The sequence below is a fragment of the Streptomyces sp. NBC_00440 genome (assembly GCF_036014215.1).
GTDB lineage: Bacteria > Actinomycetota > Actinomycetes > Streptomycetales > Streptomycetaceae > Streptomyces.
Genome location: NZ_CP107921.1, coordinates 7419339 through 7444521, shown reverse-complemented (window position 1 = coordinate 7444521; position 25183 = coordinate 7419339). Strand labels below are relative to the sequence as shown.

Annotated in this window: 24 protein-coding genes; 13 read left to right on the top strand and 11 right to left on the bottom strand. The window is 71.3% G+C overall.

Annotation, left to right across the window (positions count from 1 at the left end):
* Positions 1-132 precede the first annotated feature (132 nt).
* A complete protein-coding gene (locus OHB13_RS33150; protein WP_328379563.1) occupies positions 133-1110 on the bottom strand; it encodes a TIGR03557 family F420-dependent LLM class oxidoreductase in 978 nt (325 codons plus the stop codon).
* Positions 1111-1310: 200 nt separating this feature from the next.
* Between OHB13_RS33150 and OHB13_RS33145 the strand changes: the two genes are divergently transcribed.
* The 3 genes from OHB13_RS33145 (at position 1311) to OHB13_RS33135 (ending at position 4882) form a co-directional block, all read left to right on the top strand.
* A complete protein-coding gene (locus OHB13_RS33145) occupies positions 1311-1685 on the top strand; it encodes a VOC family protein (RefSeq protein ID WP_328379562.1) in 375 nt (124 codons plus the stop codon).
* A 410-nt stretch (positions 1686-2095) separates the two neighbouring features.
* On the top strand, positions 2096-3550 hold the full coding sequence (locus OHB13_RS33140; protein ID WP_328379561.1) for an MFS transporter: 1455 nt from the start codon (positions 2096-2098) through the stop codon (positions 3548-3550).
* A gap of 162 nt (positions 3551-3712) precedes the next feature.
* Complete coding sequence (locus OHB13_RS33135) at positions 3713-4882, top strand: epoxide hydrolase family protein (protein ID WP_328379560.1); 1170 nt, start codon at positions 3713-3715, stop codon at positions 4880-4882.
* Positions 4883-4959: 77 nt separating this feature from the next.
* On the opposite strand, the gene OHB13_RS33130 is transcribed toward OHB13_RS33135, so the two are convergent.
* Positions 4960-5151: a DUF6381 family protein gene (locus tag OHB13_RS33130; RefSeq protein ID WP_266850800.1), complete on the bottom strand. Its 192-nt coding sequence runs from the start codon at positions 5149-5151 to the stop codon at positions 4960-4962.
* A gap of 261 nt (positions 5152-5412) precedes the next feature.
* On the opposite strand from OHB13_RS33130, the gene OHB13_RS33125 reads away from it, so the two are divergent.
* The 3 genes from OHB13_RS33125 (at position 5413) to OHB13_RS33115 (ending at position 6411) form a co-directional block, all read left to right on the top strand.
* Entirely contained in the window at positions 5413-5652 is a 240-nt protein-coding gene (locus tag OHB13_RS33125) for a DUF6296 family protein (RefSeq protein WP_266850802.1), read from the top strand.
* A gap of 72 nt (positions 5653-5724) precedes the next feature.
* Positions 5725-5985, top strand: coding sequence for a type B 50S ribosomal protein L31 (locus OHB13_RS33120; RefSeq protein ID WP_328379559.1), 261 nt, complete (start codon positions 5725-5727; stop codon positions 5983-5985).
* A 63-nt stretch (positions 5986-6048) separates the two neighbouring features.
* Positions 6049-6411 (top strand): DUF488 domain-containing protein, encoded by a 363-nt coding sequence (locus OHB13_RS33115; RefSeq protein WP_328379558.1) that lies wholly within the window; start codon positions 6049-6051, stop codon positions 6409-6411.
* Between the two features lie 131 nt (positions 6412-6542).
* On the opposite strand, the gene OHB13_RS33110 is transcribed toward OHB13_RS33115, so the two are convergent.
* On the bottom strand, positions 6543-7145 hold the full coding sequence (locus tag OHB13_RS33110) for an MBL fold metallo-hydrolase (protein ID WP_328379557.1): 603 nt from the start codon (positions 7143-7145) through the stop codon (positions 6543-6545).
* Between the two features lie 288 nt (positions 7146-7433).
* Here OHB13_RS33110 and OHB13_RS33105 point away from each other — a divergent pair, with 288 nt between their 5' ends.
* The 3 genes from OHB13_RS33105 to OHB13_RS33095 are packed head-to-tail and all read left to right on the top strand — an operon-like array spanning position 7434 to position 12969.
* Positions 7434-9323 carry a RiPP maturation radical SAM C-methyltransferase gene (locus OHB13_RS33105; protein WP_328379556.1) on the top strand — a complete coding sequence of 630 codons (1890 nt, stop codon included), beginning with the start codon at positions 7434-7436 and terminating at the stop codon, positions 9321-9323.
* Positions 9317-10522, top strand: coding sequence for a hypothetical protein (locus OHB13_RS33100; protein ID WP_328379555.1), 1206 nt, complete (start codon positions 9317-9319; stop codon positions 10520-10522). The genes OHB13_RS33105 and OHB13_RS33100 overlap by 7 nt, the downstream gene beginning before the upstream one ends.
* The gene (locus OHB13_RS33095) at positions 10519-12969 is read left to right on the top strand and encodes a peptidylprolyl isomerase (RefSeq protein WP_328379554.1); all 2451 of its coding nucleotides are present in this window, start codon (positions 10519-10521) and stop codon (positions 12967-12969) included. The genes OHB13_RS33100 and OHB13_RS33095 overlap by 4 nt, the downstream gene beginning before the upstream one ends.
* Positions 12970-13051: 82 nt before the next feature.
* Here the strand turns inward: OHB13_RS33095 and OHB13_RS33090 are convergent, their stop codons facing one another.
* From OHB13_RS33090 to OHB13_RS33070, 5 genes are all read right to left on the bottom strand, one after another.
* A complete protein-coding gene (locus OHB13_RS33090) occupies positions 13052-13885 on the bottom strand; it encodes an ABC transporter permease (RefSeq protein ID WP_328379553.1) in 834 nt (277 codons plus the stop codon).
* Positions 13872-14639 (bottom strand): ABC transporter permease, encoded by a 768-nt coding sequence (locus tag OHB13_RS33085; RefSeq protein ID WP_266860535.1) that lies wholly within the window; start codon positions 14637-14639, stop codon positions 13872-13874. Before OHB13_RS33085 ends, OHB13_RS33090 begins: the two co-directional genes overlap by 14 nt.
* A gap of 1 nt (position 14640) precedes the next feature.
* Positions 14641-15633: an ABC transporter ATP-binding protein gene (locus OHB13_RS33080; protein ID WP_266850816.1), complete on the bottom strand. Its 993-nt coding sequence runs from the start codon at positions 15631-15633 to the stop codon at positions 14641-14643.
* Positions 15630-17945 (bottom strand): putative PEP-binding protein, encoded by a 2316-nt coding sequence (locus tag OHB13_RS33075; protein WP_328379552.1) that lies wholly within the window; start codon positions 17943-17945, stop codon positions 15630-15632. Before OHB13_RS33075 ends, OHB13_RS33080 begins: the two co-directional genes overlap by 4 nt.
* 105 nt (positions 17946-18050) lie before the next feature.
* Positions 18051-18197 carry a hypothetical protein gene (locus OHB13_RS33070; protein ID WP_266850820.1) on the bottom strand — a complete coding sequence of 49 codons (147 nt, stop codon included), beginning with the start codon at positions 18195-18197 and terminating at the stop codon, positions 18051-18053.
* 330 nt (positions 18198-18527) lie between these two features.
* Here OHB13_RS33070 and coaD point away from each other — a divergent pair, with 330 nt between their 5' ends.
* Entirely contained in the window at positions 18528-19004 is a 477-nt protein-coding gene (coaD, locus tag OHB13_RS33065) for a pantetheine-phosphate adenylyltransferase (RefSeq protein ID WP_328379551.1), read from the top strand.
* A gap of 26 nt (positions 19005-19030) precedes the next feature.
* Here the strand turns inward: coaD and OHB13_RS33060 are convergent, their stop codons facing one another.
* Positions 19031-19510, bottom strand: coding sequence for a hypothetical protein (locus OHB13_RS33060; protein WP_328379550.1), 480 nt, complete (start codon positions 19508-19510; stop codon positions 19031-19033).
* Positions 19511-19699: 189 nt separating this feature from the next.
* Between OHB13_RS33060 and OHB13_RS33055 the strand changes: the two genes are divergently transcribed.
* A complete protein-coding gene (locus OHB13_RS33055; protein WP_328379549.1) occupies positions 19700-20896 on the top strand; it encodes a sensor histidine kinase in 1197 nt (398 codons plus the stop codon).
* Complete coding sequence (locus tag OHB13_RS33050; protein WP_266850828.1) at positions 20893-21498, top strand: response regulator transcription factor; 606 nt, start codon at positions 20893-20895, stop codon at positions 21496-21498. Before OHB13_RS33055 ends, OHB13_RS33050 begins: the two co-directional genes overlap by 4 nt.
* 178 nt (positions 21499-21676) lie before the next feature.
* Here the strand turns inward: OHB13_RS33050 and OHB13_RS33045 are convergent, their stop codons facing one another.
* The gene (locus tag OHB13_RS33045) at positions 21677-22228 is read right to left on the bottom strand and encodes a DoxX family protein (RefSeq protein ID WP_328379548.1); all 552 of its coding nucleotides are present in this window, start codon (positions 22226-22228) and stop codon (positions 21677-21679) included.
* A 201-nt stretch (positions 22229-22429) separates the two neighbouring features.
* Between OHB13_RS33045 and OHB13_RS33040 the strand changes: the two genes are divergently transcribed.
* On the top strand, positions 22430-23107 hold the full coding sequence (locus OHB13_RS33040; protein ID WP_328379547.1) for an endonuclease V: 678 nt from the start codon (positions 22430-22432) through the stop codon (positions 23105-23107).
* A 34-nt stretch (positions 23108-23141) separates the two neighbouring features.
* On the opposite strand, the gene OHB13_RS33035 is transcribed toward OHB13_RS33040, so the two are convergent.
* Positions 23142-25175: an ABC transporter ATP-binding protein gene (locus OHB13_RS33035; RefSeq protein WP_328379546.1), complete on the bottom strand. Its 2034-nt coding sequence runs from the start codon at positions 25173-25175 to the stop codon at positions 23142-23144.
* Positions 25176-25183: the final 8 nt, after the last annotated feature.

Sequence of the window (25183 nt, the reverse complement as noted above, 5' to 3'; positions counted from 1 at the left end):
CGGATGCCCCTGTCCTGACCGGAGTTCGCCCCTTCACCGGGCCCGCCCGTCCGGCGGGCCCGGTGACGGGGCATTCCGGCTCGCCCCCCACCTGAGCGGCTGAGAGAGACGGCTCAGCCCCCAACGGGTGCCTCAGGAACCGGTGGTGGGCCTCAGGTCGCGCAGCTGCTGATCCAGTTCACTCCGGTAGAAGTCCATGAACCCGTCCGGGTCCGGCCCGGCGTTCTGTGTCACCAGCCGTTCGAAGCCCGCGTCCACGAAGGGCTGTGCCTTCTCCAGGAACCGCCCGGGGTCGGTGCCGCAGGCGAACGTGGACAGGATGTCCTCTTCACGCACGGTGGCGGTGGCGGCCTCGAAGTTCGCCGGGTTGGGCAGTTCGCTCATCACCTTCCACCCGGTCACCGCCCAACGCGACGTCGCCAGGGCGGCGTTGGCGCCGACGTGCGCATTGCGGGCCCAGGCCATCGGCACCTCGGCGTACCGCGGACCGTCACCCCCCGCGCTGCGGTATGCCTCCACCGTCTCGCCCTTCGGCTCAGTGGCGAAGAGCCCGTCACCGAGTTCGGCGGCGATCCGGGCCGCAGCGGGGCCGCCGGCGGCCACCACGATGTCCGGGAGCTCCGGCGGGAGGTCGAAGACGCGGGCGTCGTCCAGTTTCAGGTACCGGCCGTCGTACGAGCGGTAGCCGCCGCTCCACAGCAGCCTGATGATCTCCAGCGCCTCCCGCAGCCGTGCGTGCCGCTCGGACACGGAGTTGGGGAAGCCCTCTCCCGTGACGTGCTCGTTGAGCCGTTCCCCCGAGCCCACACCGAGCGTGAAACGGCCGTCGGACACCAGCGCGAGGGTCGCCGCCGCCTGGGCGACGACCGCCGGGTGGTAGCGGACCGTCGGGCAGGTCACTCCGGTTGCCAGACCGATGTGTTCGGTCTTGGCGGCGATCGTCCCGAGCACCGTCCAGACGAACGGTGAGTGGCCCTGCGCATCCAGCCAGGGGTGGTAGTGGTCGCTCATCTCCACGAAGTCGAACCCTGCCTGCTCCGCGAGCACGGCCTGCCGTACAAGTTCCTTGGGGCCGAAGGACTCCGCTGCGAGTTTGTAGCCGATCTGCACTTTTCACTCCTTGATCGGGCCGTCTTCTCCGGCGCCTCATGCAGGTGTGTACAGACGCCCGCTGTTCCCGGTCGGCCTTTCCGCCGTGCGGGCCGCTGCCCTTACCGCTCTTCCGCCGCAGCGGGCTGTTGGCTGAAGGTTTACGTTAAACGTAGCGGGAACTCGTTCTTCGTACAGATTTCGATGTTCAGGAGGACGCGATGCCTGTCGCCACGTACAGTCTGGTGGCTCTGGACTGCTCCGAGCCGGAGTCGCTGGCCCGCTTCTACGCGGATGTGCTCGGCGGGAAGGTCGAGCAGTACGCGGAAAACTGGTACGACCTGTATGCCCCCGGTGGTGTACGGCTCGCTTTCCAGCGGGCTCCCGGATACCGCCCGCCCGACTGGCCGCAGGCCGGTGACAACTCCCAGCAGGCACACCTGGATTTCGACGTCGACGATATCGAACAGGCACAGGAGCAAGTGCTCGCGCTGGGCGCCACCCCCCTGGATCTGGATGACGCGGACGGCGAGCGCGGTTTCCGGGTCTACGCCGATCCGGCCGGGCACCCCTTCTGTCTCTGCCGCCGCCGGTAGCTCCCCGATGTGCTCCGGATGCGACGCCGGTGCACAAGGGTGAAGGATGGTGTGACGGGGTTCCCTCCGCGCTTCTCGGCCCGGGGGCGACTCTCCGGGTCAGCAGCCGGCCCAGCACTCGCGGACAACCGCGGATGTGCGATGGCAGCAAGGAAGGGTTCTCATGTCGGAGAGAAAAGGTGCAGGGGTCCAGGAAGAGCCGCAAGAAGAGCGCGGGGCGAAGGGGTCCCGCGACACGGGCTCGGACGAACCCTCCGGCGGACCGGCGGACAGGCCGGCCGGCACAGGGGACGAAAAGTCCGACACATCCATCAAGCCTCAGAAGTCCTCCCATCCGGACGCCCCCGACCTGCAGTCCGGCGGCGGCTGAGCGACCCCGGCCGTGAGGCCGACGGTGCAAAGGAACTTCTGTGGCTTCACAGCCCGTGAGCGATGCGGATCCCGGTCGGGGCGACGGATCCGGAGCCCCGGACCCGCGGCGTTGGACAGCGCTCGGTGTGTGCCTGATCGCCGGCTTCATGACGCTCCTGGACGTATCCATCGTCAACGTCGCGCTGCCCTCGATCCGCGAAGGACTGCACACCCCGGAATCCGATCTGCAGTGGGTCCTGTCCGGGTACGCGCTCGCTTTCGGTCTGTTCCTCATCCCGGCGGGACGACTGGGTGATGCGAGAGGCCGCCGCGCGGTGTTCATGGTGGGCCTTGCTGTCTTCACCCTCGCGTCGGCGGCCTGTGGCGCGGCCCAGTCAAGTACGTGGCTGGTGATCGCACGGCTGATGCAGGGCGTGGCGGGCGGTCTGATCTCGCCGCAGATCTCCGCACTGATCCAGCAGATGTTCTCCGGCCGCGAACGCGGCAGGGCCTTCGGGATGTTCGGCACCGTGGTGGGCATCTCCACAGCCGTGGGACCGCTGTTGGGCGGCCTGCTGATCCAGGCGGCCGGTCCGGAGGAGGGCTGGCGGTGGGTCTTCTACGTGAACCTTCCGCTGGGCGCCATCTGCCTCCCGCTGGCCCGACGGCTCCTGCCCGACACCCCGACCGCCGGCCATGTGCGACTGCGCGACCTCGACCCCCTCGGTGTGTTTCTGCTCGGCGCCGGTGTGCTGGCGCTGCTCCTGCCCTTCGTTCAGGCCCAGCAGTGGCACGGCGAGCAGAAGTGGCTGCTGCTGCCGGCCGCGCTGCTGCTGCTCGGCGGTTTCACGTGGTGGGAGTCCCGCTGCTCCCGGCGTGGCATCCAGCCCGTACTGAACATGGAGCTCTTCCGTGTGCGTTCGTACTGGCTGGGGTGTCTACTGATCCTGCTGTACTTCGCCGGTTTCACCTCCATCTTCTTCATCAGCACGCTCTATCTGCAGAGCGGGCTGCACTACAGCGCACTGCTCGCCGGGCTGGCCATCACCCCCTTCGCGCTCGGCTCGGGAGCCACGGCCGCCGTGGGGGGCCGGCTGGTGGGCCGTTTCGGCAGGCCGCTCATCGCCATCGGGCTGGCCATGGTGGCGGTCGGCCTTGGCGGCACAGCCCTGGCGGTACACATGGTGCCGGGCCACGGAGCGGGCTGGGCCATGGCGGCGCCACTGCTGCTGGCAGGCCTTGGGAGCGGCCTGGTCATCGCCCCCAACCAGACCTTGACGCTGTCGGAGGTTCCGGTGGCGATGGGTGGCAGCGCGGGCGGCACACTCCAGACCGGCCAGCGGGTGGGCTCGGCGGTCGGTATCGCCGCTGTGGGCTCTGTGTTCTTCGCCCAGGTGGCCGACGGCTGGCCGACCGCGTACGACCACGGCCTCATCGTGTCGGTCGCGTTCGTGGTCGCCGCGCTGATCGCGGCCCTGGCGGACATCAGCACGAACCGCCTCAAGCGGGAGTGACAGGGGGCTGCCGCACTGCCGGCTGCCGGGGCCCCTCGCTGCATCGACGGGGGAGGCGGCAATCCTCACCTGTTCTGCTGCCGGCCCGAGGCCGCCCCGGCCCCCTCGCCTCGCACGGGATACCGCTCGAACTCCCCGTAGCACGCGCATAGGCTGAGCCCCATGCCTGACGCCGCGCCCCGCCCCGAGCCGTTCACCCGGCGGACCTCCCCCTCGGCTCTTGAGGACCTCCGGGCGCGGCTGCGCGCCACGCGCTGGCCGGATGCGCCCGAGGACGCCGGGTGGTCGCTCGGCACCGACCTCGGCTACCTCCGCGAGCTCGTGGCCTACTGGGCGGACGGGTTCGACTGGCCCGCGCAGGAGGCGGCGCTCGCCCGGCTGCCCCGTTTCCGGGTCCCGGTCGGCGGCCTCGGGATTCACTTCGTACACGCCCGGGCCGTCGCGCCTGCCGGGCCCGTCCTTCCGCTGGTCCTCTGCCACGGCTGGCCGGACTCGTTCTGGCGCTATGCGAAAGTCATCCCGCTGCTGACCGACCCCGGCGCACACGGGGGCGACCCCGCCGACGCGTTCGATGTGATCGTGCCCGACATGCCGGGCTACGGGTACTCCGAGCGTCCCACCGGCCCGCCCCTCGACGCTGTCGCCGTCGCCGGTCTGTGGGCCGAGCTCATGGGCACCCTCGGCTACGAGCGGTTCGGCGCGGCGGGCGGGGACGTCGGCAGCCATGTCAGCCGCTACCTCGCGCTCGACCACCCCGACCGGGTCGTGGCCGTCCACCGCACCGATGCGGGCCTGCCCGTCTTCACCGGCGACCCGGCGGACCTCGCACCCGAGGAACGGGCCTGGCTGGAGGGCGCCGCGGCCTGGGGCGCGGTAGAGGGCGCCTATGCCGCCATGCACCGGACGAAGCCCCAGACCGCCGCTTTCGGGCTCACCGACTCACCGGCCGGTCTCGCCGCGTGGATCGTCGAGAAGCTCCGGGCCTGGAGCGACTGCGACGGCGACATCGAGCGGAGCTTCACCAAGGACGAGATCCTCACGAACGTCACGCTCTACTGGCTCACCGGGACCATCGGCTCATCGATGCGCATGTACAGCGCGAACGCAGCGATCCCGCCCGCGCAGCACGCCCGCCGGGTCGAGGTGCCGTCCGGCTTCTCGCTCTTCCGGGGCGATGTCGTCCGCCCGCCGCGGGCGTGGCTCGATCGCACGGCGAATGCCGTGCGCGTGACCGAACCCGAGCGCGGCGGGCACTTCGCGCCGTTCGAGGAGCCCGAGCTCTACGCGGAGGAGCTGCGGGCGTTCTTCCGCCCCTACCGGCCGGCGGGGTGAGGGCCCGTCACCTGCGTGCCCGGCCGGCAGCTCTCGCTCAGGCCCCGCCTGCCGTTCTGACGCGTCGGATGAGGCCGTCACTCGGACGGATAGATGTCCCCGGCCGCCATGCCGCTCTCCTGCTCGCTCTGCCGGTCCAGCCTGCTCGCCTTGTCCTTCAGCCGGCGCCGCTCCTCCGGGTCGGTGGTCCGCTCGGCCGCCTGCTTCAGGTCCTGCGCCTTGGCGCGCATCTGCTGGATCCGCTTGCCGCTCTCGCCCACACCGCTCATCACAGCTCCTGGTGTTCTGGAAGGGGTCCCATCAGCGAACCAGGTACCGCTTCCTGTCGCATCCCAGACGGTCACGCACCGTATGTACGGCATTCGATCCTCTCACTCTCCGTACAGCTCGGGTGCTCGTCGTGGCTCGGCATGCGCGTCCGGGCGAAACCCGGCATCGTGGTCCGGGTACGGGGCCGGTCGGCGTGCGCCGGCGCACGTGCTGGGGCGTACTCGGAAAAGCGCAGCTCAACCGGGAAGCGTGAGCCAACCATGAACACACCTGATTTTCCGGACAGCTACGAACTCGTCTTCGAGACGACGGGCGAAGGCAGCGACACCGTCCTCGTCCGGCGCACCACGATGACGGGCGCGAGCGGTGCCCCGGTCTACGCCGACGGAACGGGCATCGTGCGCGCGGAGATCAACCAGGGCGGCGAAGTGCGCATGCTGGCATCCGGAGGCCATCAGGCGCATGTGGCTCCGCTGGAAGTACACCCGCACAGATCCTGAGGCCGCCACCGCCCTGCGCTCACGGCGGCCGGGCCGAGCAGTCCCCCGCGAATCACCGGCAAGGAGCAGCAGATGAAAGAGGACAAGCACCCTTCATACGGGCCGGTCGTCTTCCGCGACCGTTCCGCCGGATATGCGTTTCTCACCAGGTCCACGGCAGGGAGCGACGAGACCATCGCCTGGGACGACGGGCAGACCTACCCGGTGATCGATGTCGAGATCTCCGCGGAGAGCCACCCCTTCTACACGGGTAAGGCCCGGGTGGTCGACTCGGAAGGGCAAGTCGCCAAGTTCGAGAAGCGGTTCGGCGACGGCGGGCAGCAGGGAAGCTAGGGCCGGGCGCCCTCCGTTCCCCCGGATGCGGCCCCGGATACCGGCAGGCAGGAGGCGGCGGCCATGACAGCCCGACCGAAGGTGCAAGTACGACGCGTGTACGAGGACCCGTCGGCCCGGGACGGGGCGCGGGTGCTGGTCGACGGCATCTGGCCCCGGGGCATCTCGAAGGAGAAGGCGGACCTGGACGAGTGGTGCAAGGCCGTCGCGCCCTCGACCGACTTGCGCAAGTGGTACGCCCATGACCCCGACAGGTTCGAGGAGTTCGGACGGCGTTACCGGAGCGAGCTGGAGGAGACCGAGCGGGCCGAGGCGCTGTCCCATCTGCGCGACCTGGCGAAGGAGCGGAAACTGACGCTTCTGACAGCGGCAAAGCGCTCCGACATCAGTCAGGCCACGGTCCTCGCCGACCTCTTGCAGCTCTAGCCTCTGGCAGCCGAAGCCTGTTGCGGACAGGTCCGGTTACAGCCATGGCCGGTTGCAGACAGGGGCCGTGGGATACACAGGGTGCCGTCGGCCGGAACGCGAGCGCGGTTCCCGCTCCGGCGTCCGCGACGTCAGGCGTGCGCGCCGGGGGCCAGCCAGCTGTAGCAGCCGCCCGCCTCCTCCTCCAGCCAGCCGTTCACACTGTGCAGACCCCGTTCGTTGATCTGCGCGTCGTGGATTCCGTACGCGCGCTCCGGTGCGACGGCGCGGACGAAGTCGATGGCCTCCGACGTACGCATCCACGAAGCCTGAAGCGGTACGAGAAGCGTCTCGACGGGCCGGTCGGGCACATGCAGCGAGTCGCCGGGGTGGTAGACGCTGCTGTCGACGAGGTAAGCGAGGTTGGCGCAGTCAGGGAGCTGTCCGTAGATCCGGGCATGCCGGCCGCCGTGCGCCGTGACGTGGAAGCCCGCCGCGGTGAACTCCTCGTCCGGGGAGACCTCGATGACGTCGAGGCGCCCGCCGAAATCCGCCCCCTTGGGTGCGTACACCGGCACGCCCAGGCCGCGGAGGCGCAGGATGTCCGCGTGGTCGACGTGTTCATGCGTCACCAGGACCGCGTCGGCGCCGTGCAGAGCCCGTGGCTCGCTCCAGATGCCCGGATCGATCACCAGAGTTCCGCCTCCGGGCTGCTCCATCCGGACACAGGAATGCGTGTATTTCGTCATGCGCATCTTGCGGATGATACGCCTGCAATTCGGCCAAGTCAGCTGTTGACGGGCGCCGGAGGCGGATAGGAGCCGGAGCCCGGCTGATTCCGCCCCGTGTCTTCCCGGAAATGCCCCGGACGCCGCCCGCGCAGCAGTCCTACGGCGTAACATCGGGCCAACGCCGCGTCATCCAGAGCCAGTTCGCCATGAGCCAGGAGGAAGACCGCCGGAATGCGCCAGCCCTTACCCCTCCTCAGGACCGAAGCCGGAAATGATCACGGGTCGGCTCCTGCCCCGTCCCGGAGCCTCAGAGTGGCGCTGGTCAACATGCCCTGGGCGCGACTCGACGCCCCGTCGATCCAGTGCGGCCTCCTGCAGTCCATCGTGCGCGAGCACGGTCACACCTGCGATGTGCACTATCTGAACGTCGAACTCGCCGCTCTTCTCGGCCATGATCTGTACGACGGACTTTCCGACGTACACGCCGAGCGTCTGCATCTGCTCGGTGAATGGCTCTTCTCCTTTGCCGCATTCGGTGAAGTGACCCGCGAATCGGAGTACTTCGCCGAGTATCCGGAGATCGAGGCCACCTGGTCGGGGCTCTCCGGTGGAGGCATGGAGGAACTTGTCGCATTACGGCGTGACGTCCTCCCCGGCTGGCTGGCCGAATCCGTCGAAGGCATCGACTGGGACTCGTACGACGTCGTCGGCTTCTCCTCGACCTTCCTGCAGAACACGGCGTCGCTGGCGCTCGGCAGGCTCCTCAAGGAACGGTTCCCCAGCCTGGTGCTCGTCTACGGGGGCGCCAACTTCGACGGTGAGATGGGCACCGAGTATCTGCGCGGACTGCCGTGGCTCGATCATGTGGTGACCGGTGAGGGGGACATCGCCCTGCCCAGGCTGCTCGCCTCCATAGCCGACGGAACGGCCACGGCCGACAGCGCAGCCACTGCCGATGGAGCAGCCACAGTCGACGGGGCGCCGCTGACGATTCCCGGTGTCCACACGCAGTCCCGCGGCGCTCCGCCTCCGGCGTCCGACTCACCGCGGCTCAGCGCACTCGACGGGCTGCCGCACCCCGACTACCGCGACTACTTCGAGGCGATCGGGCGGCACGACCGCGAGAGAGTGCTGGGCAGGACCCCGGTCAAACTCCCCATCGAGTTCTCCCGTGGCTGCTGGTGGGGAGAGAAGCACCACTGCACCTTCTGCGGGCTCAACGCGCTGGGCATGGGGTACCGCGCGAAGAGCGCCGAGCGGGCCCTCGACGAACTGGCCGGGCTGCTGCGGGACTATCCGGCGGTCCATGTCGAAGCGGTCGACAACATCCTCGACATGAAGTACATCTCGTCGCTCGTGCCGGAACTGGCCGCCCGCCACTGGGACGTGCACATCTTCTTCGAGGTCAAGGCGAACCTCACCCGGGAGCAGCTGGCGGGCCTGCGCAGCGCGGGGATCATGCGGATCCAGCCCGGCATCGAGAGCCTCAGCAGCGCGGTGCTCGACCTCATGCGCAAGGGTTCCAGCAAGCTGCTCAACATCCGGCTGCTCAAATGGGCCGGCTACTACGGCATCGGCGTGGCCTGGAACCTGCTGACCGGATTCCCCGGCGAGACCGATGACGACTATCGCCGGCAGGCCGAACTCATGCCGTTGCTCCACCATCTGGAACCCCCCGGCGGTGCGGGCCGTATCTGGCTCGAACGCTTCAGCCCGTACTTCACCGACGACGCGTCGCCCCTTGCCGACGCGCGGCCCCGCAGCAGTTACCGGCACATCTACCCCGCCCATCTGGACCACTCGAAGATCGCCTACTTCTTCGACTACACGGCGGCGGACATCGGCTCGGACCGGGCTTTCCAGGAGCTCTCGGACGCGGCCGCACAGTGGCGGAAACGGTGGGCCGAGGGACGTCCCCGGCTGATCTACCAGCGTCTGCCGGGAAAGCTGGTCCTCATCGACAGCCGGTCGGGGCCACCCCGTCGCGCGACTCTCCAGGACTGGCACGCCGACGCCTACGAAGCGTGCGGGGACGCGCCGCGGAGCGCGGCCCGCGTCCGGGAGACGCTGGCGCGTTCCGGACCGGCGCTGAGCACCGACGAGGTCGCCGCGTTCCTCGACCGGTGCTGCCGCTCGCGGGTCATGGTGAGCGACGAAGGGAAGTACCTCTCGCTCGCGCTGCCCGAGAATCCCGGATGGTGACACCCCGGCAGCACGCCGAGCCCACCACGGCCGGACCGCTCGGACGGAGCGGGGACCCGGGCGAGCATCCGCTGCTGCCGCTCGCCCGCCGGGTCGCCCGGCAGCTCGCCGCGCCCGCCACCGTCGGCTCCTCATTCATCGCGGGCAGCGTCACGGCGGGTCTGGGCAACCACACCAGTGACATCGACGTGTATCTGGTGGGTACCGGGCTGGCCCCGGCACGCCGGCAACTGGTGCTGGATCGCAGTCGTTTCGATGTGCAGGAGCTCTCCGTCGCCGACCTCGACGCGGCGGTCGGGCGGGTGGCCGGGGCTGCCTTCCCGGGTGACGGAAGCACGGTGGTCGCGCAGCGGGACCTGGACCTCGCGGTGCGGTTGTGGAGCGGCGAGGTCATCACCGACGACGGGGCGCTGGCCCCGCTGCGGGACCGGCTCCGCGCCGCGCCGCTGCCGCTGCGGCGTGCGCTGATCACGCACTGGCTGACCGCCGTCCACTACGAACTGGAGGACGTGGCCGGGCTGGTGGCCAACGGTGACCTGGACGCCGGGCTGATGGCGGCACGTACCGCGCTGCTGCTCGCCGGGAAGGCCGTCGCCGCCGCGTGCGGTGACTTCTACACCGGGCGCAAGTGGGTGTGGCACCAGCTGCGGCGGGCGGCGCCGAGCGGTTTCCCGTACGAGGGTTTCCGGCATCTGCTGCGGTACGACCCGCTCGCGGACGGCACCGGTGCCGGTGGCGGTTCCGGTACCCCGGCGGGTGGCCTGCCCTCGCTCGCCGGCTTCACCCAGGGCTGTCTGAGCGCGGTGGCCACGCTGGGCTGGCACGGGATACCGCTGGAGCACTGGCCCTGCTGGCCCGGCGCGTCCGACCGGCCTGGCGAGTCCGACCGGTCCGAGCCGGGTTCTACGGCCCCGGTCGGCTCCCAGCAAGTGCCGGGCCTGCTGCGCCGCGCCCCGGGATTCAGTCCCCGCGCCCACAGCGGCGGTGTCGTCCTCGCCCTGCCCGCGCTGCGCCGGGTCCGGCTCAACCCCGATGTGGCGCTGGTCTGGGCGCTGTGCGACGGCGCGCCGCCCAGCACGGTGACCGGCCGGGCGCAGAAGCTCCGGGAGGCCCACCCCGCGTACGCCGGACTCACACCGGACCGGTGCGCGGTGATCATCGAACGGCTCGTCGCAGCACGGCTTGTGGAGGCGCTTTGACCAGCAGCGGACTTGTACGCGCAGGGGACGGAGCAGTCGACGGCGCAGGGGACGGCGCAGCAGACGGGGCAGCGGGCCGGCCGCCTCGGGGGGCAGCGCGCGGCGCCGCGGCGGGCACCACGGTCGTCCACGAACACAGCGCCGGGCTCGACGCGTTTCTGGCGCTCCAGCGGGAGTTGATGGGGCGCTTCGCCTGGGAGTACAGCATTCTGCCGCGGCCGGTGGAGCCCGGGATCGTACAGTTCCGGGACGGCATCCGGGCCTGGCGCCGGGAGGGCCTGGAGACCCTGCCCCGGTGGATCGCCACCGCCGGCGGCGCCCAGGAGCTGACCGATCACGTGGAGGGCGCCGGACTCCGCGACGGCACACGGAAGATCGCGGACGCCCTCACCGGGGCAGAGCCCGTGCTGCGGGAGGCGCTGGCGGCCCTGGCCCCGGGACGCAACCGGGCCGTGGAGGGCCTGGACCGGCTGCTGGACCTTCCCCGGACGGACGGCCTGCTGCGGGAGGCGCTCGGCGTACCGGCGCCGGACGAGGCGCCGTTCACCCTGCCGCTGTATCTGGTCCCGCTCGCCCCCCATCCCCCCGCGTCGGGTTTCCTCACGGAAGGGGGCGACCTCGCCGCTGCCTACATCGACTGCCGCCGCTTCACCGGGACCACCCTCGCCGACGGGGTACTGACCCTGCTCGGCTGGGCGCTCCTCAAATCCTTCCCCTCCGGCCCCCGGCACCTCTCCAGGGAGGTCGCCGCCCGGCTTCCCGGGGCCACACCGTACAAGCGCAGGCTGCGGGCTGTTCTGACGAAGATCCTCGTCGAGATGACCGCCGGCCATCTCATCCGGGCCGGGGACCCGCGGCACCGGGACTGTGTCGACGTACTCGGCACGGCCTGGCGCTACCCCCGGCTGCACGCCGTGGCCGAGCGGCACTGGACCCGCTTCCTGACCGGGCTCGCCGACCGCTCGGACGCCCTGTCGGCCATGGCCGGCGAGATCTCCCGGCACAGTCCACGCTGGTACATCGACCATGTGGACGCGTCGGCGCTGGCCGCCGACTTCTATCTGATGGAGTGGCTGTCCGCGGCGGGCGACCGGTCCGCGGCACGGCGGCTGGCCGAGTGGCTGCCGCAGCTCGGCCAGGAGTTCGCAGGTCAGCTCGATCTCATCATCGGGGCCGAACTCGGCCACTACGAACGGGTACGGCCCGGCACCGTACCCGCTCCCCTCGCCGCCTTCCTGCGGGATGTGACAACCGGCGACAGCCGGGTCGCCTGGCCCCGGACCCGCAGCGCACTGGGTCAGGCGCGCGCCCTGGATCTCGCCTGCCGGGCGTTCGCAGGACCGGGCGCTGAGTACGGCGGTGAGGCCTGGGCGCCGGTCGCCGGGATGCTGCGCCGCTACACCCGCCGTGAACTGCCGCTCTCCGTCTTCGTCGATCAGTGCTTCACGCTGGAGCACAACAACGGCTCCCTCTTCGACAAGTACTGCGACACCGACCACGTCCTCACCGTGCTCGACGCACAGGCGGCCGGTGACGTGGACACACTGGCCGAGCACGCGTCGCCGGAGGTACGGGGGCGCTGGGACCGGTACCGGAGGCAGGCCGCGCAGGGGTACGACACGACGTGGCTCGGCGGGCCCGAAGGCCGGCCCGCGGACGGCACCCGGAGCGACGGCACCACCCCGGCCGACGGCATCCCCCGGACCGGCAGCGTTCCGGCCGACGGCTCCACCCCGACCGGCGGCGCTCACGCCGACGGCCCCGCGGACCGCACCCCACCGGCCTCGTACACGGCGCTGACCGTCCGCGACGGCGAGCCCGGAGCCATCGGCAGCGGAAGCTCTCTGGAGATCAGTGCGACGGCGCCCGACCGGGCACCCGGCCCGCGGGAGCCGGTGCACACCCGGCGCCCGGTGTTCCGGCGCCCCTTCCCCCTCACTCTCCACCGCTACCAGGAGGCGCGGGCTTCGCTCCGTACCGGGCTGGGGGACATCGAAGTGCGGTTGTGGCCGCGGCTCGCCCCGTACACGGTCGACAACTTCGTGGGGCTCGCGCGGGGCACCCGCGACTGGACCGACCCGCTGTCCGGGGAGCGGGGCGCCGGTGGCTTCTACGACGGTACGGACTTCCACCGCCGGCTCCCCGGATTCCTTGTCCAGGGAGGTGACCGCAGCGGTACGGGACAGGGCGGCCCCGGCTACCGGGTCCCGGAAGAGGTGTGGGAAACCGCCGTCTTCGACCGGCCGTTCCTGCTCGCCATGGCCAACTCGGGCAAGGACAGCACGGGTTCACAGTTCTTCATCACGCTGGCCGCCGCTCCCCATCTCAACGGTCTGTACACACAGTTCGGCGAGGTCCGCGATCCCGCCTCGCGCCACGTCGCCGCCGCGGTGGCCGGGTCCACCGCACCGGTCCGGCTGCACACCGTGGATATCGTCGCTTCCTGATCCGGAACCCACTTCCTGACCGAGCACAGGGCACAGGGCACAGGGCACAGGGCATAGGGCACCGGGCATCGCCGGGCCACGCCTATTCGAAGTCGTCGTGCCCCTGCCGGTGCGCCCGGCGGATCTGGACCGTGGTCACCACTGCCGCGGCGACGGCCCAGGCCGCGCCCACCGCGGCCTCCATGAGGGCCTGTCCCTCCCAGGGGGCGCCGTCCAGGGCCGCACGCAGCGCGATGAGGCCGTGGTGCAACGGCAGTACGCTGCCGACCGCGTCGATCCACGGCAGCCGCCCGTTCGGCAGGAAGGCTCCGCTGCACAGGATGATCAGGTAGGCGAGGAGGTTGTTGGAGAGGACTTCCGCCCGTCTGCCGATGGCGAGGCTGCCCGCCACCAGACCACAGGCGGTCAGCGTGCAGGACATCAGCGCGTACAGCCCGAGGAGCGGAAGGAGATCGAGGCCGAGGCTTGTCAGGCCCGCGATCGGGGCCACCAGCGCCAGATTGACGACCAGGACGGCGAGCCCTGCGACGGGATACGGCGCCGAGCGCGCCAGGAAGACGGCCGCGGGATGCAGCCTGCCGGTCCGGATGCGCCAGAACGTCGCGGACTGTTTGTCCGTCACCGGCACGTTCGCGACGCCGACGACATTCATCGTGGCCATGCCGAGGGCGAGCGCGCCGACGAACGCGTACCGCCGGTGGTCCGGGCCCGCCACCACACCGCCGAGGAGGGTGAAGAAGATCGTCTGCAGAACCACCCGGGGCACCGTCGCGCTCACCAGGATGACCGGCGGGTTGACGGCCCGGTACTCGTTCCAGCCGAGCCGCGCCGTCTCCGCCATGGCCCACAGCCAGGCCGGCGCGGGCGACGGGGCGCCCTCCGCGGCGCGGTGGGCGAGTTCCTCAGACGAGGTCAAGGGTCCCCTTCCGGCGTGCCTGGTCCACGGACCGGCCGAGCGACCAGGACGCGACGGCGGAGTACACCACGGTCAGCCCGATCGCGGCGGCCAGGGGCCACAGGTCGACCGTGCCGGACGCCGCGCCGGACAGGAACTCGTGGATCCAGCGCAGACTGACGCCCGCCGACACCCACTGGAGCCAGACCGGCAGCGTGTCGTGCGGGATCAGCAGGCCGCCCACGATGAACACCGGGTACATCAGGGCACTGGACCAGGCGAGCCCGTGTTCGGTGAGGAGGAACAGACAGGACACGAGCATGCCGAGCGCGGTGCCGGACGCGATGGCGGTGAGAAGGGCCACCAGGACCCAGACCGGATGCTCGACGCGCACGGGTATCCCGAGTACGGCGACGGTGACGGCCGTGCTGACCAGGATGACGGCCGTGCTGTAGAGGGTGGCTCCGAAACTCTTCCCGAGAAGGACGAGTTGGGGCCCGTGAACACCGGAGACACAGCGGGCCAGTGTCCCGTACGTGCGTTCGCGGCGCAGCACACCTCCCGCCATCCAGACCGTGGAGCTCCACATGGCGGTGAGCATGACGGCCGAGACGAGCCAGGTGGCGCGGCCGGCCGCCGGGGACCGGGTCCCCATGGTGACCACGAGGAAGACGGCGGGCTGGACGGCCGACCCGATGATGACCAGCGGACTGCCGCGCATCGCACGCTGTTCCGTGCGCAGCGCTGTCCATACCGCCCAGGGCGCCGCCCCCATGTCACTCACCGGCGGCCGCCTCGGCCTTGAGCGCGGCCCCGGTCCTGAGCCGCTCCGAGACCTGCGTGTACACGTCCTCCAGCCGGACCGGCGCGACGTCGACATCGAGGATCTCCGCGCCCAGCATGGCCTGCCCCAGCTGACCGAACGACGAGTGGCCCCAGTCCCGCACCCGCAGCCGGGCCGTCCAGATGGCGCCGTCGTGTGTCACGGACGCGACCTCGATGGTGTCGCCCGAGAACTGCCCGGCGCCGGGAGCGGGGCCGCGGCCGCGCACCGTGACGGTAGCGGTGAAGTCGGCGAGCCGGGCGAACTCCGCGGTCGGCAGGTCAGCCGCGACAGAGCCGTCGGCGAGCACCAGGACCCGGTCCGCGAGCCGCTCGATGTCCAGCAGGTAATGGCTGGTCAGGAGGACCGAGACACCGGTGTCCCGCAGGGCGGCGACGGAGCCCCGGAGCCGTTCCGCCTCGACCGGGTCCAGCCCCACGGTGGGCTCGTCCAGCAGCAGGAGACGTGGTTCGGCGATCATCCCGATGGCGATGTGCAGGCGCTGGCGCATGCCTTTCGAGTACGTGTTGACGGCCCGGTCCGCGGCGTCGCCGAGGCCGACCTCGCGGAGCGCGGCATCGACCCGCAGGCGCATCCCCCGTCGTCCGACCCCGGCCAGCATCGCGAAGAACCGCACATTGTCCCGGCCGGTCAGCTTGCCGTACAGGCCGCGGTCCCCGCCGAACACCACCCCCAGGGAGCGGCGCACCTCTTTCACGTGGGTGGTGACGTCGAGGCCGAAGACCTTCGCCGTTCCGGACGTGGGCAGCAGAAGCGTGGAGAGGATCTTGGTGAGTGTGGTCTTGCCCGCGCCGTTGCTGCCCAGCAGACCGACGATCTGGCCCTGCTCGATACGGAAGCTGACGTCCCGTAAGGCGAGGATCTCCTCGTCCTTGGCCCGGAAGCTCCGCGAGAGCCGGTCCACCTCGACAGCGAAGCCGGTCATCCTTCGTCCCTTCCGTCGTGTGCGTCCGGTCCGGCCGGGACGGGTGCGCCCGGGACCCGGAGCCCCGCGCGGACACGCGCGAGGCGGGCCTGCGGCAGCTGCGGCGGAACGCAGGACAGATAGTCGATGCCTGCCGCGGTCAGGAAGCGGACCGCGGCCGGGTCGCTCGCGTGCTCGCCGCAGACACCGATCGAAAGCTCCGGCTTGACGGCTCGCGCGGCGGTGATCGCACTGCTGATCAGTCCGCCCACCCCACTCGCGTCCCAGCGTTCCAGCGGTGAGTCGTCCACGATACCCAACTCGATGTAGCGGGGAAGCAGTTCACGGTCGGCATCGTCCCGCGAGAGACCCCACACCAGGGACGTCAGATCGTTGGTGCCGAGAGAGAGGAAGTCGGCGCGGGCCGCCAGCTCGCCCGCGAGCAGCGCGGACCGCGGTGTCTCGATCATCACGCCCAGCGGGATCCGGGGGCGGTCGGGGGCGTGCCCCGCCGCCGCGAGTACTCCGTCCAGGATCCGCCGGACCGCGTCGGCCTCAGCGGGTGTGCTGACCATCGGCACCAGAACCTCGGGCCGGGGGTCGGCGCCGTCCCGGCGCAGGCCGTCGGTGGCTGCGACGAGCGAGCGCAGCTGCGTCGCGGTGAGGTCGGGCATCAGCAGTCCCAGACGTACACCCCGTACTCCGAGCATCGGGTTCCGCTCCCCCAGTTCCCGTGTCACGGCGAGCCGTTCGGGGTCGGGGCCCGGCCGGCCAAGGGCTCGGGCGACGGCCTCCTGCGCGGTCAGCTCGGCCAGATCCGGCAGGAATTCATGGCGGGGCGGGTCCAGCAGGCGGACGGTGACGGGCAGCCCGTCCATGGCGGCGAGGATCCGGGTGAACTCCTCGCGCAGCCAGCTCCCGAGGGCGTGCAGCGCCTCCTTGGACTCGGGCCCCGGCGCAGCGAGCAGCACCCGCTCCAGCAGGGGCTGGCGGTCGCCGAGAAACATGTGCTCGATACGGCACAGACCGATCCCGGCCGCTCCGGCCTCCCGGCCGCGCCTGGCGTCGGCGGCGTTGTCGGCGTTGGCCCGCAGACCGGGTCCGGCCACGGCGTCGGCCTGCGTCAGCAGCCATGCGGCGGCGTCCGTGACCTCCGGATCGGACCGGGTGCCGGAGGCCGGGGTGCGCAGGCCCCGGTGGACGGCGCCGGCGCCGCCGTCCACGGTGACCGGGTCGCCGTCGGCGATGACCGGGCCGTCGCCGGCGCGCAGGGTGCGCCGGCCGGCGTCCACGGCGGAGTGCGCGAGCGCCGTGACACAGGGGCGGCCGAGCCCCCGTGCGACCACCGCGGCGTGGGAGGTCCGGCCGCCGCGTTCGGTCACGACGGCCGAGGCCGCGAGGAGCCCCGGCAGATCCTCCGGCCGTGATTCACGCAGCACGAGGACGGGGTCCTGCCCCTTCTCCCGCAGGGCCACCGCATCGGCTGCGGAGAACACGGCCACTCCGGCGGCCACGCCGGGTGAGACGCCGATTCCGGTGACCGCGGGCGGGCTCCCGGCGAGCCGGACGGCAGGCGACAGGGCGTCCGAGAGCGTCGTTGTGTCCACCCGGGCCAGCGCCTCCGGGCCGCTGAGCCGGCCGGCGCGGCCCGCGTCGGCGACGGAACGCAGCAGGGCCGCGCCGGTGAGCCGTGCGGGGCGTACGGCCAGGACGTACGGGTGGCCGTGGTCCACGACGAACTCCACCCGGACCGGACAGCCGACGCGTTCCTCGGCGACGCCCACCACTGCGGCGAGTTCCGCGCCCCACGGTTCCCGCGTGACCAGGGAGGCGAGGCTCTCGCCGCCGCGCGTCAGGAGTTGCCGCCCGGTCCCTCCCGGCCGGTAGCTGCCGCTGACCCCCGGTTCGCCGGTCTCCGGGTCCCGTGAGTACGCCAGGCCGGTGCCGCTGCGGGGGCCGGAGCCCTGAGGCATGACGGTGAGCACGACGGGCACGACCGGTTCGCGCCGCCGGGGTCCGGCCTGCGCACGGACCGCCGCCACGGTCTGGCCGATCGCCGTTTCCGGCTGCTCCCCCGCCAGCCGGGTGCGCAGTTCCGCACGCCATGCGCGGACGGACCGTTGCCCGGAACAGGCCACGAGCCAGGGCGCGTTCGCCTCCGTCAGTCCGATGTGGAACAGGCGCTCCTCGGGCCGGTCCAGCGGATGCGTGGCGAGGAGGATCGGATCCACCGCCGCACCGAACCTGCGGCCGGGGTCGAGCGCCGCGACAGCAGCGCACACGGCCTCCTCGTCGGCGTCCGGAGGCAGCACGGCGTGCGGAGGCACCGGCATTCCGAGAAGTGCCGGATCGATGAATTCGCTCCCGAGCGGCTGATGATGCGAAGGTCCCGACATGCCGAGCACGTCGGGACCTCCGGCTGCGCCAACTCTCAACTTCTACAGGGCCCGCACGCCGTCGGCGTGAACACCCAGCAGATATACGCGGTCTTCAAGGGCTTCGGCTTCTTCCGGCGCGAGCGGTGAGAAGTCGAGTTCCGTCAGGTCATCGGTCTCGTTCGTGGTCTCACTCGTGATTTTGGCCATGCGCGGAAGACTATGGGAGTCAACCGAGCGTTCATCAGACGGACCTCAGCCATCTTCGGACCGCACCGTTCCCGTCGTTCCCTTTCCGTGCTCGCGGCGCAGGCCCGGACTGTCGAACGAGGCCGGAAGGAGGTGGGCCCGTGGCCCTCCGGTTCCTGAACGCGCAGGCGGAGCAACGGACATGAAGAGCGATCATGGCTGATTTTGATAGGGCTCCCAGTGCCCGTACGTACGGCTGGGGCTACCGGGCCGCCCCCGGGGTCAGCCGCCCGGCGTCGCGGTCTCCGGCACTGCACTGCCGGGGGTGGCCGCTTGATACTCTTTCCGGTCATGCGAGCCCTCTTCCCAGGATCCTTCGACCCGGTCACCCAAGGGCACCAGGACGTACTCCGGCGCGCTGCCCTCCTGTTCGACGAGGTCGTCGTGTGCGTGATGTTCAATGCGAACAAAACCGGCCGCTTCCCCATCGAGGAACGGCTGGTCCGGCTCCGCGCGGCAGCGACTGACTTGAGCAACGTCACGGTTGACTCCCACACCGGCGGCCTGCTGGTCGACTACTGCCACCGAGCCGGAATCGACGTCGTCATCCGCGGAGTCCGCGGCGTTCCCGACCTGGACTACGAAATGCCGATGGCCCGCATGAACCACGAACTGGCCGGAGTCGAAACGTTCTTCCTCCCGGCAGACCCCGCCCTGGCGCACATCTCCTCCACCCTCGTGACCACGATGAGTCAACAGGACCGTGTCCCGAACAGTGATGTGAGCGAACTTCTTCCGACAAGTGGGGGCGGCAGCGAGGGCCCCTGAGAGGGTGTCGGCACGCCGTCCGGGCGTCAGCCGCCCGCGAGGGAGGTCGACCGGACAGCAGCCGCTGCCCGCTTGCGCCGCCTGCGCAACAGCACGACGACGAGCGCGAAGACCTGGAGCACGAGTTCCACGCCCGGCAGGTCGGCGGTCGTCTCCGAGTGGACGTGTCCGGTGTGGCGGATCGTGCCGGCGGGCCGGCCGTCGTCACCTGTCATGGTGTACTCACGGCTTGCCGCCGCGGTCTGCCGGAACGGGATGACCCGCCCGGAGCACGTCATGTTCCAGCTTCGGCGCACCCGGTCCGTGGTCGCGACGACGGTCCCGTCGGAGTCGAGCAGTTCGTAGACACCACTGAAGCGGTGAGTGCGGACGAGGTAGCCGGCCCCGCGCAGTGTGAACCGCGCGCCGATGCTGCCTCTGCTCAACGAGAACGCCGTCAGCGCCCGGCCGTCCTCGGTGAGCTCGAACTCCTGGCTCGGCAGATGGATCCTCTTCGCGTGCAACATGACCTCATCGCACCATCGATGCACCGGCCGGACCCATGCCATGTGTCATGCATGACCGGGTGACAACCCGAACGGGAGCGCCGATCACGGGCGGGCCATGCTTGTCTCCATGACCCGTGCATCACTTCGATCCATGGGTCCCCTCCCCCGTCCGCCGCTTGTGCGCCCCTGCCGCAGCCGGGCCGTAACATGACCGACGTGGGTGTACGTGATCCGGACGAGTTCTCCGCCGGCCAGTGGCCGGACTGGGGTTTCTGGAAGGACCACCCGGGCAGCACCCGGGGCCGCGTGGCCGTCGCCACGGCGACGGCGCTGGCCTCCCTCACCTTGATCGCACGGGCCGAGGACATCGCGCACGGCTCCAGGCCTCCCCTGCTCACCTCGCTCACCATTGGCCTCGTCGCCTGCTACGGCATCGGCTGCATGCTGGCGCCCTGGTACGGGCCGGTGGCGCTGCGCCGGGGACGCGTCGCCATCGTGGCCGTGATGTTCCTGCTCGGGGCGGCACCCGCGGTGCTTCTCGCGTCGCCGTCCTACCTGACCGATCTGACCTATGCCCTCGCGATCGGACTCATGCTGCTGCCGCTGCGCCATGCGCTGCTGCTCGGCCTCGTCACGGTGCTGGGGCAGATCGTCTGGATGCGTCTCGTCCAGGGCGAGGTGGCCTGGGCGCAGGTGGCCATCCTCGTCGGCGTGACCGCGGCACTCGGCACCGTCTTCGCGCTCAACTTCACGATCGGTCACCTGCGGGCCGCGCGCGAGCAGGTCAAGAGACTGGCCGTGAACGAGGAACGGGCACGGGTCGCCCGGGACATGCACGACGTCCTCGGCCACAGCCTCTCCACGATGACCGTCAAACTGGGGCTGACGCGGCGCATCCTGGAGTCCACCGGAGATGTGGCCCTCGCCGTCGGCCAGGTCACCGAGCTGGAGAACATGGCGCGTACGGCGCTGTCCGACATCCGGGCCACCATTTCGGACTACCGCACCCTGTCGCTGGACAGCGAGCTCGCCGGCGCCCGTATGGCGCTGCGTGCCGCCGGTGTACGGGCCGACCTGCCCGCTGCGACTGACGCCGTACACGCCGAGCTGCGCGAGGTGTTCGGCTACGTCGTGCGGGAGGCGGCCACCAACGTGCTGCGGCACTCCAACGCCGAACTGTGCACGGTCCGCATCGGACCCGACTGGGTCGAGGTCACCGACAACGGCAGTTCCACCGGCGAAGCGAGCGCCGGGAACGGTCTCACCGGTCTCGCCGAAAGGCTGGCCGCCGTATCGGGCACCCTCGAACACGGGCCTGCCCCCGGCGGCGGGTTCCGGGTCGTCGCCCGCGGACCGGCCCCGGCGACCCACCTCGCACCCTCGCAGGAAGCCGAGCCCACATGATCCGTGTCCTGCTGGCCGACGACCAGGCACTCGTACTCGGCGCTCTTGCGGCCGTGCTCCGGCTGGAGCCCGACATCGACGTGGTCGCCGAGGTCGGCACCGGCACCGAGGTACTGGCCGCCGCGCGGCGGACCTCGCCCGACATCGCGCTGCTCGACGTACAGATGCCCGGCCGGGACGGCCTGGCCGTCACCGCCGATCTCCAGCAGGCGCTGCCCGGCTGCCGCACCATCATCTGCACGACCTTCAGCCGGCCCGGCTACCTCTCGCGGGCGATGTCCGCGGGCGCGTCCGGGTACGTCGTGAAGGACTCCCCGCCCGAACAACTGGTTGATGCGATCCGCCGCGTCCACGCCGGCCTGCGCTTCGTGGATCCCGCCCTGGCCGCGGAAGCGCTGGCCGGCGGGGCGAGCCCGCTGACCGGGCGCGAGGCGGACGTGCTGCGCGCCGCCGCCGAGGGCGGCACCGTGGCCGACATCGCCAGGGAGCTCCGGCTGTCCCAGGGCACCGTGCGCAACCACCTGTCGTCGGCGATCGGCAAGACTCAGGCCCGCACCCGCGCCGAGGCGGCCCGGCTCGCCGAGGCCAACGGCTGGCTGTGACCGCTGCGCCGTCCGGCCGGACGCGGCGGCCTTGATGGCGGCCGGACCCCTCGGTACGACAACAGCTTCCAAGTGCCGCAATCCGTACCGCAGTTCGCCCGGACCGGCAGCGGGCGGGTGGGGACCGGGACCGGCTCCCGGTCCCGGTCCCCACCCGCCCGCGGATGGCTCAGCCCTGTTACGCCCCGGCGCCCGGAACCGCGTCGGGCTCGGCCTTCGCCTTCGCGGCCTGGGCCTTGTTCCGCTTGCTGACCACCGCGGCGCTCGCGACCGCGCTTCCGGCGAAGGCCAGGGCGAGCATCCATGGCCGGTCGAAGCGGCGGCCGGTGGCGTGGTCGAGGGAGTAGCGTCCTGCGCCCGCGACACCGATGGCGGCCGCGGTGAAGCCGAGGAACGCCGGGTACTCGTAGCCGCCCGACTGGGCGAAGAATCCGGCGGGCGCGTGGACGGCCACCGCTCCCGCCATGGTGCCCGCGACGGCGGCGCCCGCGACGGGTGTGCCGAGGCCCAGCGCCAGCATCGCCCCGCCGCCCGCCTCGCCGAGGCCCGCGGCGACCGCGTTCCGGTGTCCCGGCAGGAAGCCCATGTGCTCCATCCCCGCCGCGGTCCCCGCGAGCCCGCCGCCGCCGAACCAGCCGAACAGCTTCTGCGAACCGTGTGCGACGAGCACCGCCCCGGTACCGGCCCGCAGGGCGAGCAGTCCGAGGTCGTGTCGGTTGATGCAGGTCATCGCATGTCTCCAGATCTGTGGCAGCGGATCAGCGGCGACGGCCGCCCGCGGGGCAGCCGGAGCGGTCCCGGTGGCGGACGTACGTACCCCCACTCTCCCCGCCCCGTACGGCGCGCCCGCACCCGGGTTGGTCCATTCGGGTGAAGCCGCAGGTCACCGCCGCACACTCCGGCGCTCGGCCGCCCTCATAGGGTGAGGCCCATGGAGACACCCGCCGATGAGACGGCAGCCCGCGCGGTCCAGGACGAACTACGCACCCGGGTGGTGCTGGACGAGCCGGGCCCCGCCCCGGGCACCGGACTGATCACCGGTGTCGATGTGGCGTACGACGACGAGCGGGACGTGGTCGCCGCCGCCGCTGTGGTGCTCGACGCCGCGACGCTGGCGGTGGTGGACGAGGCCACCGCGGTGGGCCGGGTGACGTTCCCGTACGTACCCGGACTGCTCGCGTTCCGGGAGATCCCGACCGTACTGGCGGCTCTCGAAGCGCTCTCCGCCGAACCCGGTCTTGTCGTCTGTGACGGGTACGGGCTGGCGCACCCGCGGCGGTTCGGCCTCGCCAGTCATCTGGGGGTGCTGACCGGCCTGCCGGTGATCGGTGTGGCGAAGAACCCCTTCGCCTTCTCGTACGAGCAGCCGGGCGTCCGGCGCGGTGCGGAGGCGCCGCTGCTGGCCGATGACGGTGAGGAGGTGGGCCGGGCGCTGCGTACCCAGGACGGGGTCAAGCCGGTCTTCGTGTCCGTGGGCCACCGGGTCTCCATCGGCAACGCCTGCGCCCACACACTGCGGCTCTCCCCCGGCTACCGGCTGCCGGAGTCCACCCGGCGCGCCGACGCGCTCTGCCGGCGGGCGCTGCGCGAGGCAGTGGCGTCACCCTGACGCACTGCCCCGGGCCGGTCGCCCGCCGGCCGGCTCAGGACGGCCGGGTGGCGGGCTCCCGTACCAGCGGGAAGTGGCAGGCCACCTGGTGGTCAGCGCCCGCCGGGGTGCTCGCCGGCGGTTCGGTCTCGGCGCAGATGTCCTTCGCGATGGGGCAGCGGGTGCGGAACCGGCAGCCGGACGGCGGGTTCGCCGCAGAGGGCGTCTCGCCGCCGAGCGGGGCGCGGCCGGAGCCCGCCGTCTCCGGGTCCGGGACGTTGACGGTGTCCAGGAGGCCGCGGGTGTACGGGTGGAGGGGGTTCGCGTACACCTCCTCGGCCGGGCCGGACTCGACCAGCTTGCCGAGGTACATCACCCCGACCGTGTCGGCCAGATAGCGGACCACCGCCAGGTCGTGCGAGATGAAGAGGTACGTCAGTCCGCGGTCACGCTGCAGTTCGCGCATCAGGTTGAGGATCTGCGCCTGTACGGAGACGTCGAGCGCGGAGACCGGTTCGTCGGCGACGATCAGGTCCGGGGAGAGCGTCAGCGCGCGGGCCAGCCCGAGGCGCTGGCGCTGGCCGCCGGAGAACTCGTGCGGGTAGCGGTCGACGGCGCCGCGCGGCAGCCCGACCGCGTCGAGGAGTTCGGCGACGATCCGGTCCTGCTCCGCCCGGTCGCCGACGCCCTGGATGACGAGCGGTTCACGCAGAATGGTGCCGATCCGCATCCGCGGGTCCATGGCCGCGGCCGAGTCCTGGAACATCAGCTGGATCCGGCGGCGGTGGGCGCGGCGCTGCCCCCGGTCCATGGTGGCCAGGTCCTGGCCCTCGAAGACGATCGATCCCGCCGTGGGGTCCTCAAGGCCGGCGATCATGCGGCCGATGGTGGTCTTGCCGCAGCCGGACTCTCCGACCATGCCGAAGGTCTCGCCCTTGCGCACCGTCAGTGAGACACCGCCGACGGCGCTGACCGTGCCGCGCTTGCGTGAGAACGGGCCGCCGGTGAGCGGGAAGTCCTTGCGGAGGTCGGTGACTTCGAGGAGGGTCGCACCGTCCGGGACGACGGCGGCTTCGGCCTGCCGCTCCTGGGCGAGCGCCTCTCCGAGATTCGGCTCGCCCTCCTCCGGTACGGGGTGGAAGCAGGCGAACCGGTGGTCGCCCTCGGTCAGCTGTGGCTCGTCGGTACGGCACACGTCGGTGGCGAACGCGCAGCGGGCGGCGAACCGGCAGCCCTGCTGGGCGGTGGCGAGGTTCGGCGGCAGACCGGGGATGGTGCGCAGTTCGGTCTCGCCCTCGACGGCCTTCTCGGGGAGCGCGGCGAAGAGCGCCTGGGTGTAGCGGTGCCTGGGGCGGGCGAACAGGTCCCGTACGCCGGAGGTCTCGGCGACCTTGCCCGCGTACATCACGGCGACCCTGTCGACCCGGTTGGCGATGACGCCGAGGTCGTGGGTGACCAGGATCATCGCCATGCCGAGGCGGGAGCGCAGCCCGTCGATGAGCTCCAGGATCTGGTGCTGGGTGGTGACGTCGAGTGCGGTGGTGGGCTCGTCGGCGATGAGGAGCTTCGGCTCGCAGACGAGCGCCATGGCGATGGCGACGCGCTGGCGCATACCGCCCGACAGCTGGTGCGGATACGCCTTCATCCGCTCCGACGGCTGCGGCATACCGACCAGGCCGAGCATCTCCTCGGCCCGCGCCCAGGCCTCCTGCTTGCTGATGGGGCGGTGCAGCAGGAGAGGTTCGGCGACCTGTGCGCCGATGGTCATGGTGGGGTTGAGGGAGGTCAGCGGGTCCTGGAAGACCATCCCGATGGTGTTTCCGCGGACGTCGCGCAGCACGGGTTCACCGGCCGACGCGAGGTCGTGTCCGTCGAAGAGGACACGGCCCGACGCGACGGCGCCGCCGGGCGGCAGCAGCCCGAGGACGCTCAGCGCGGTCATCGTCTTGCCGCAGCCGGACTCGCCGACCACTCCGAGGGCCTCGCCGGGGGCGAGGTCCAGGCTGACGCCGTCGAGGGCGTGGACGGTGCGATTGCGGGACGCTATGTCGACATGGAGATCGTCGATCCGCAGCAGCGGCTCGGTCATGGGAGTGT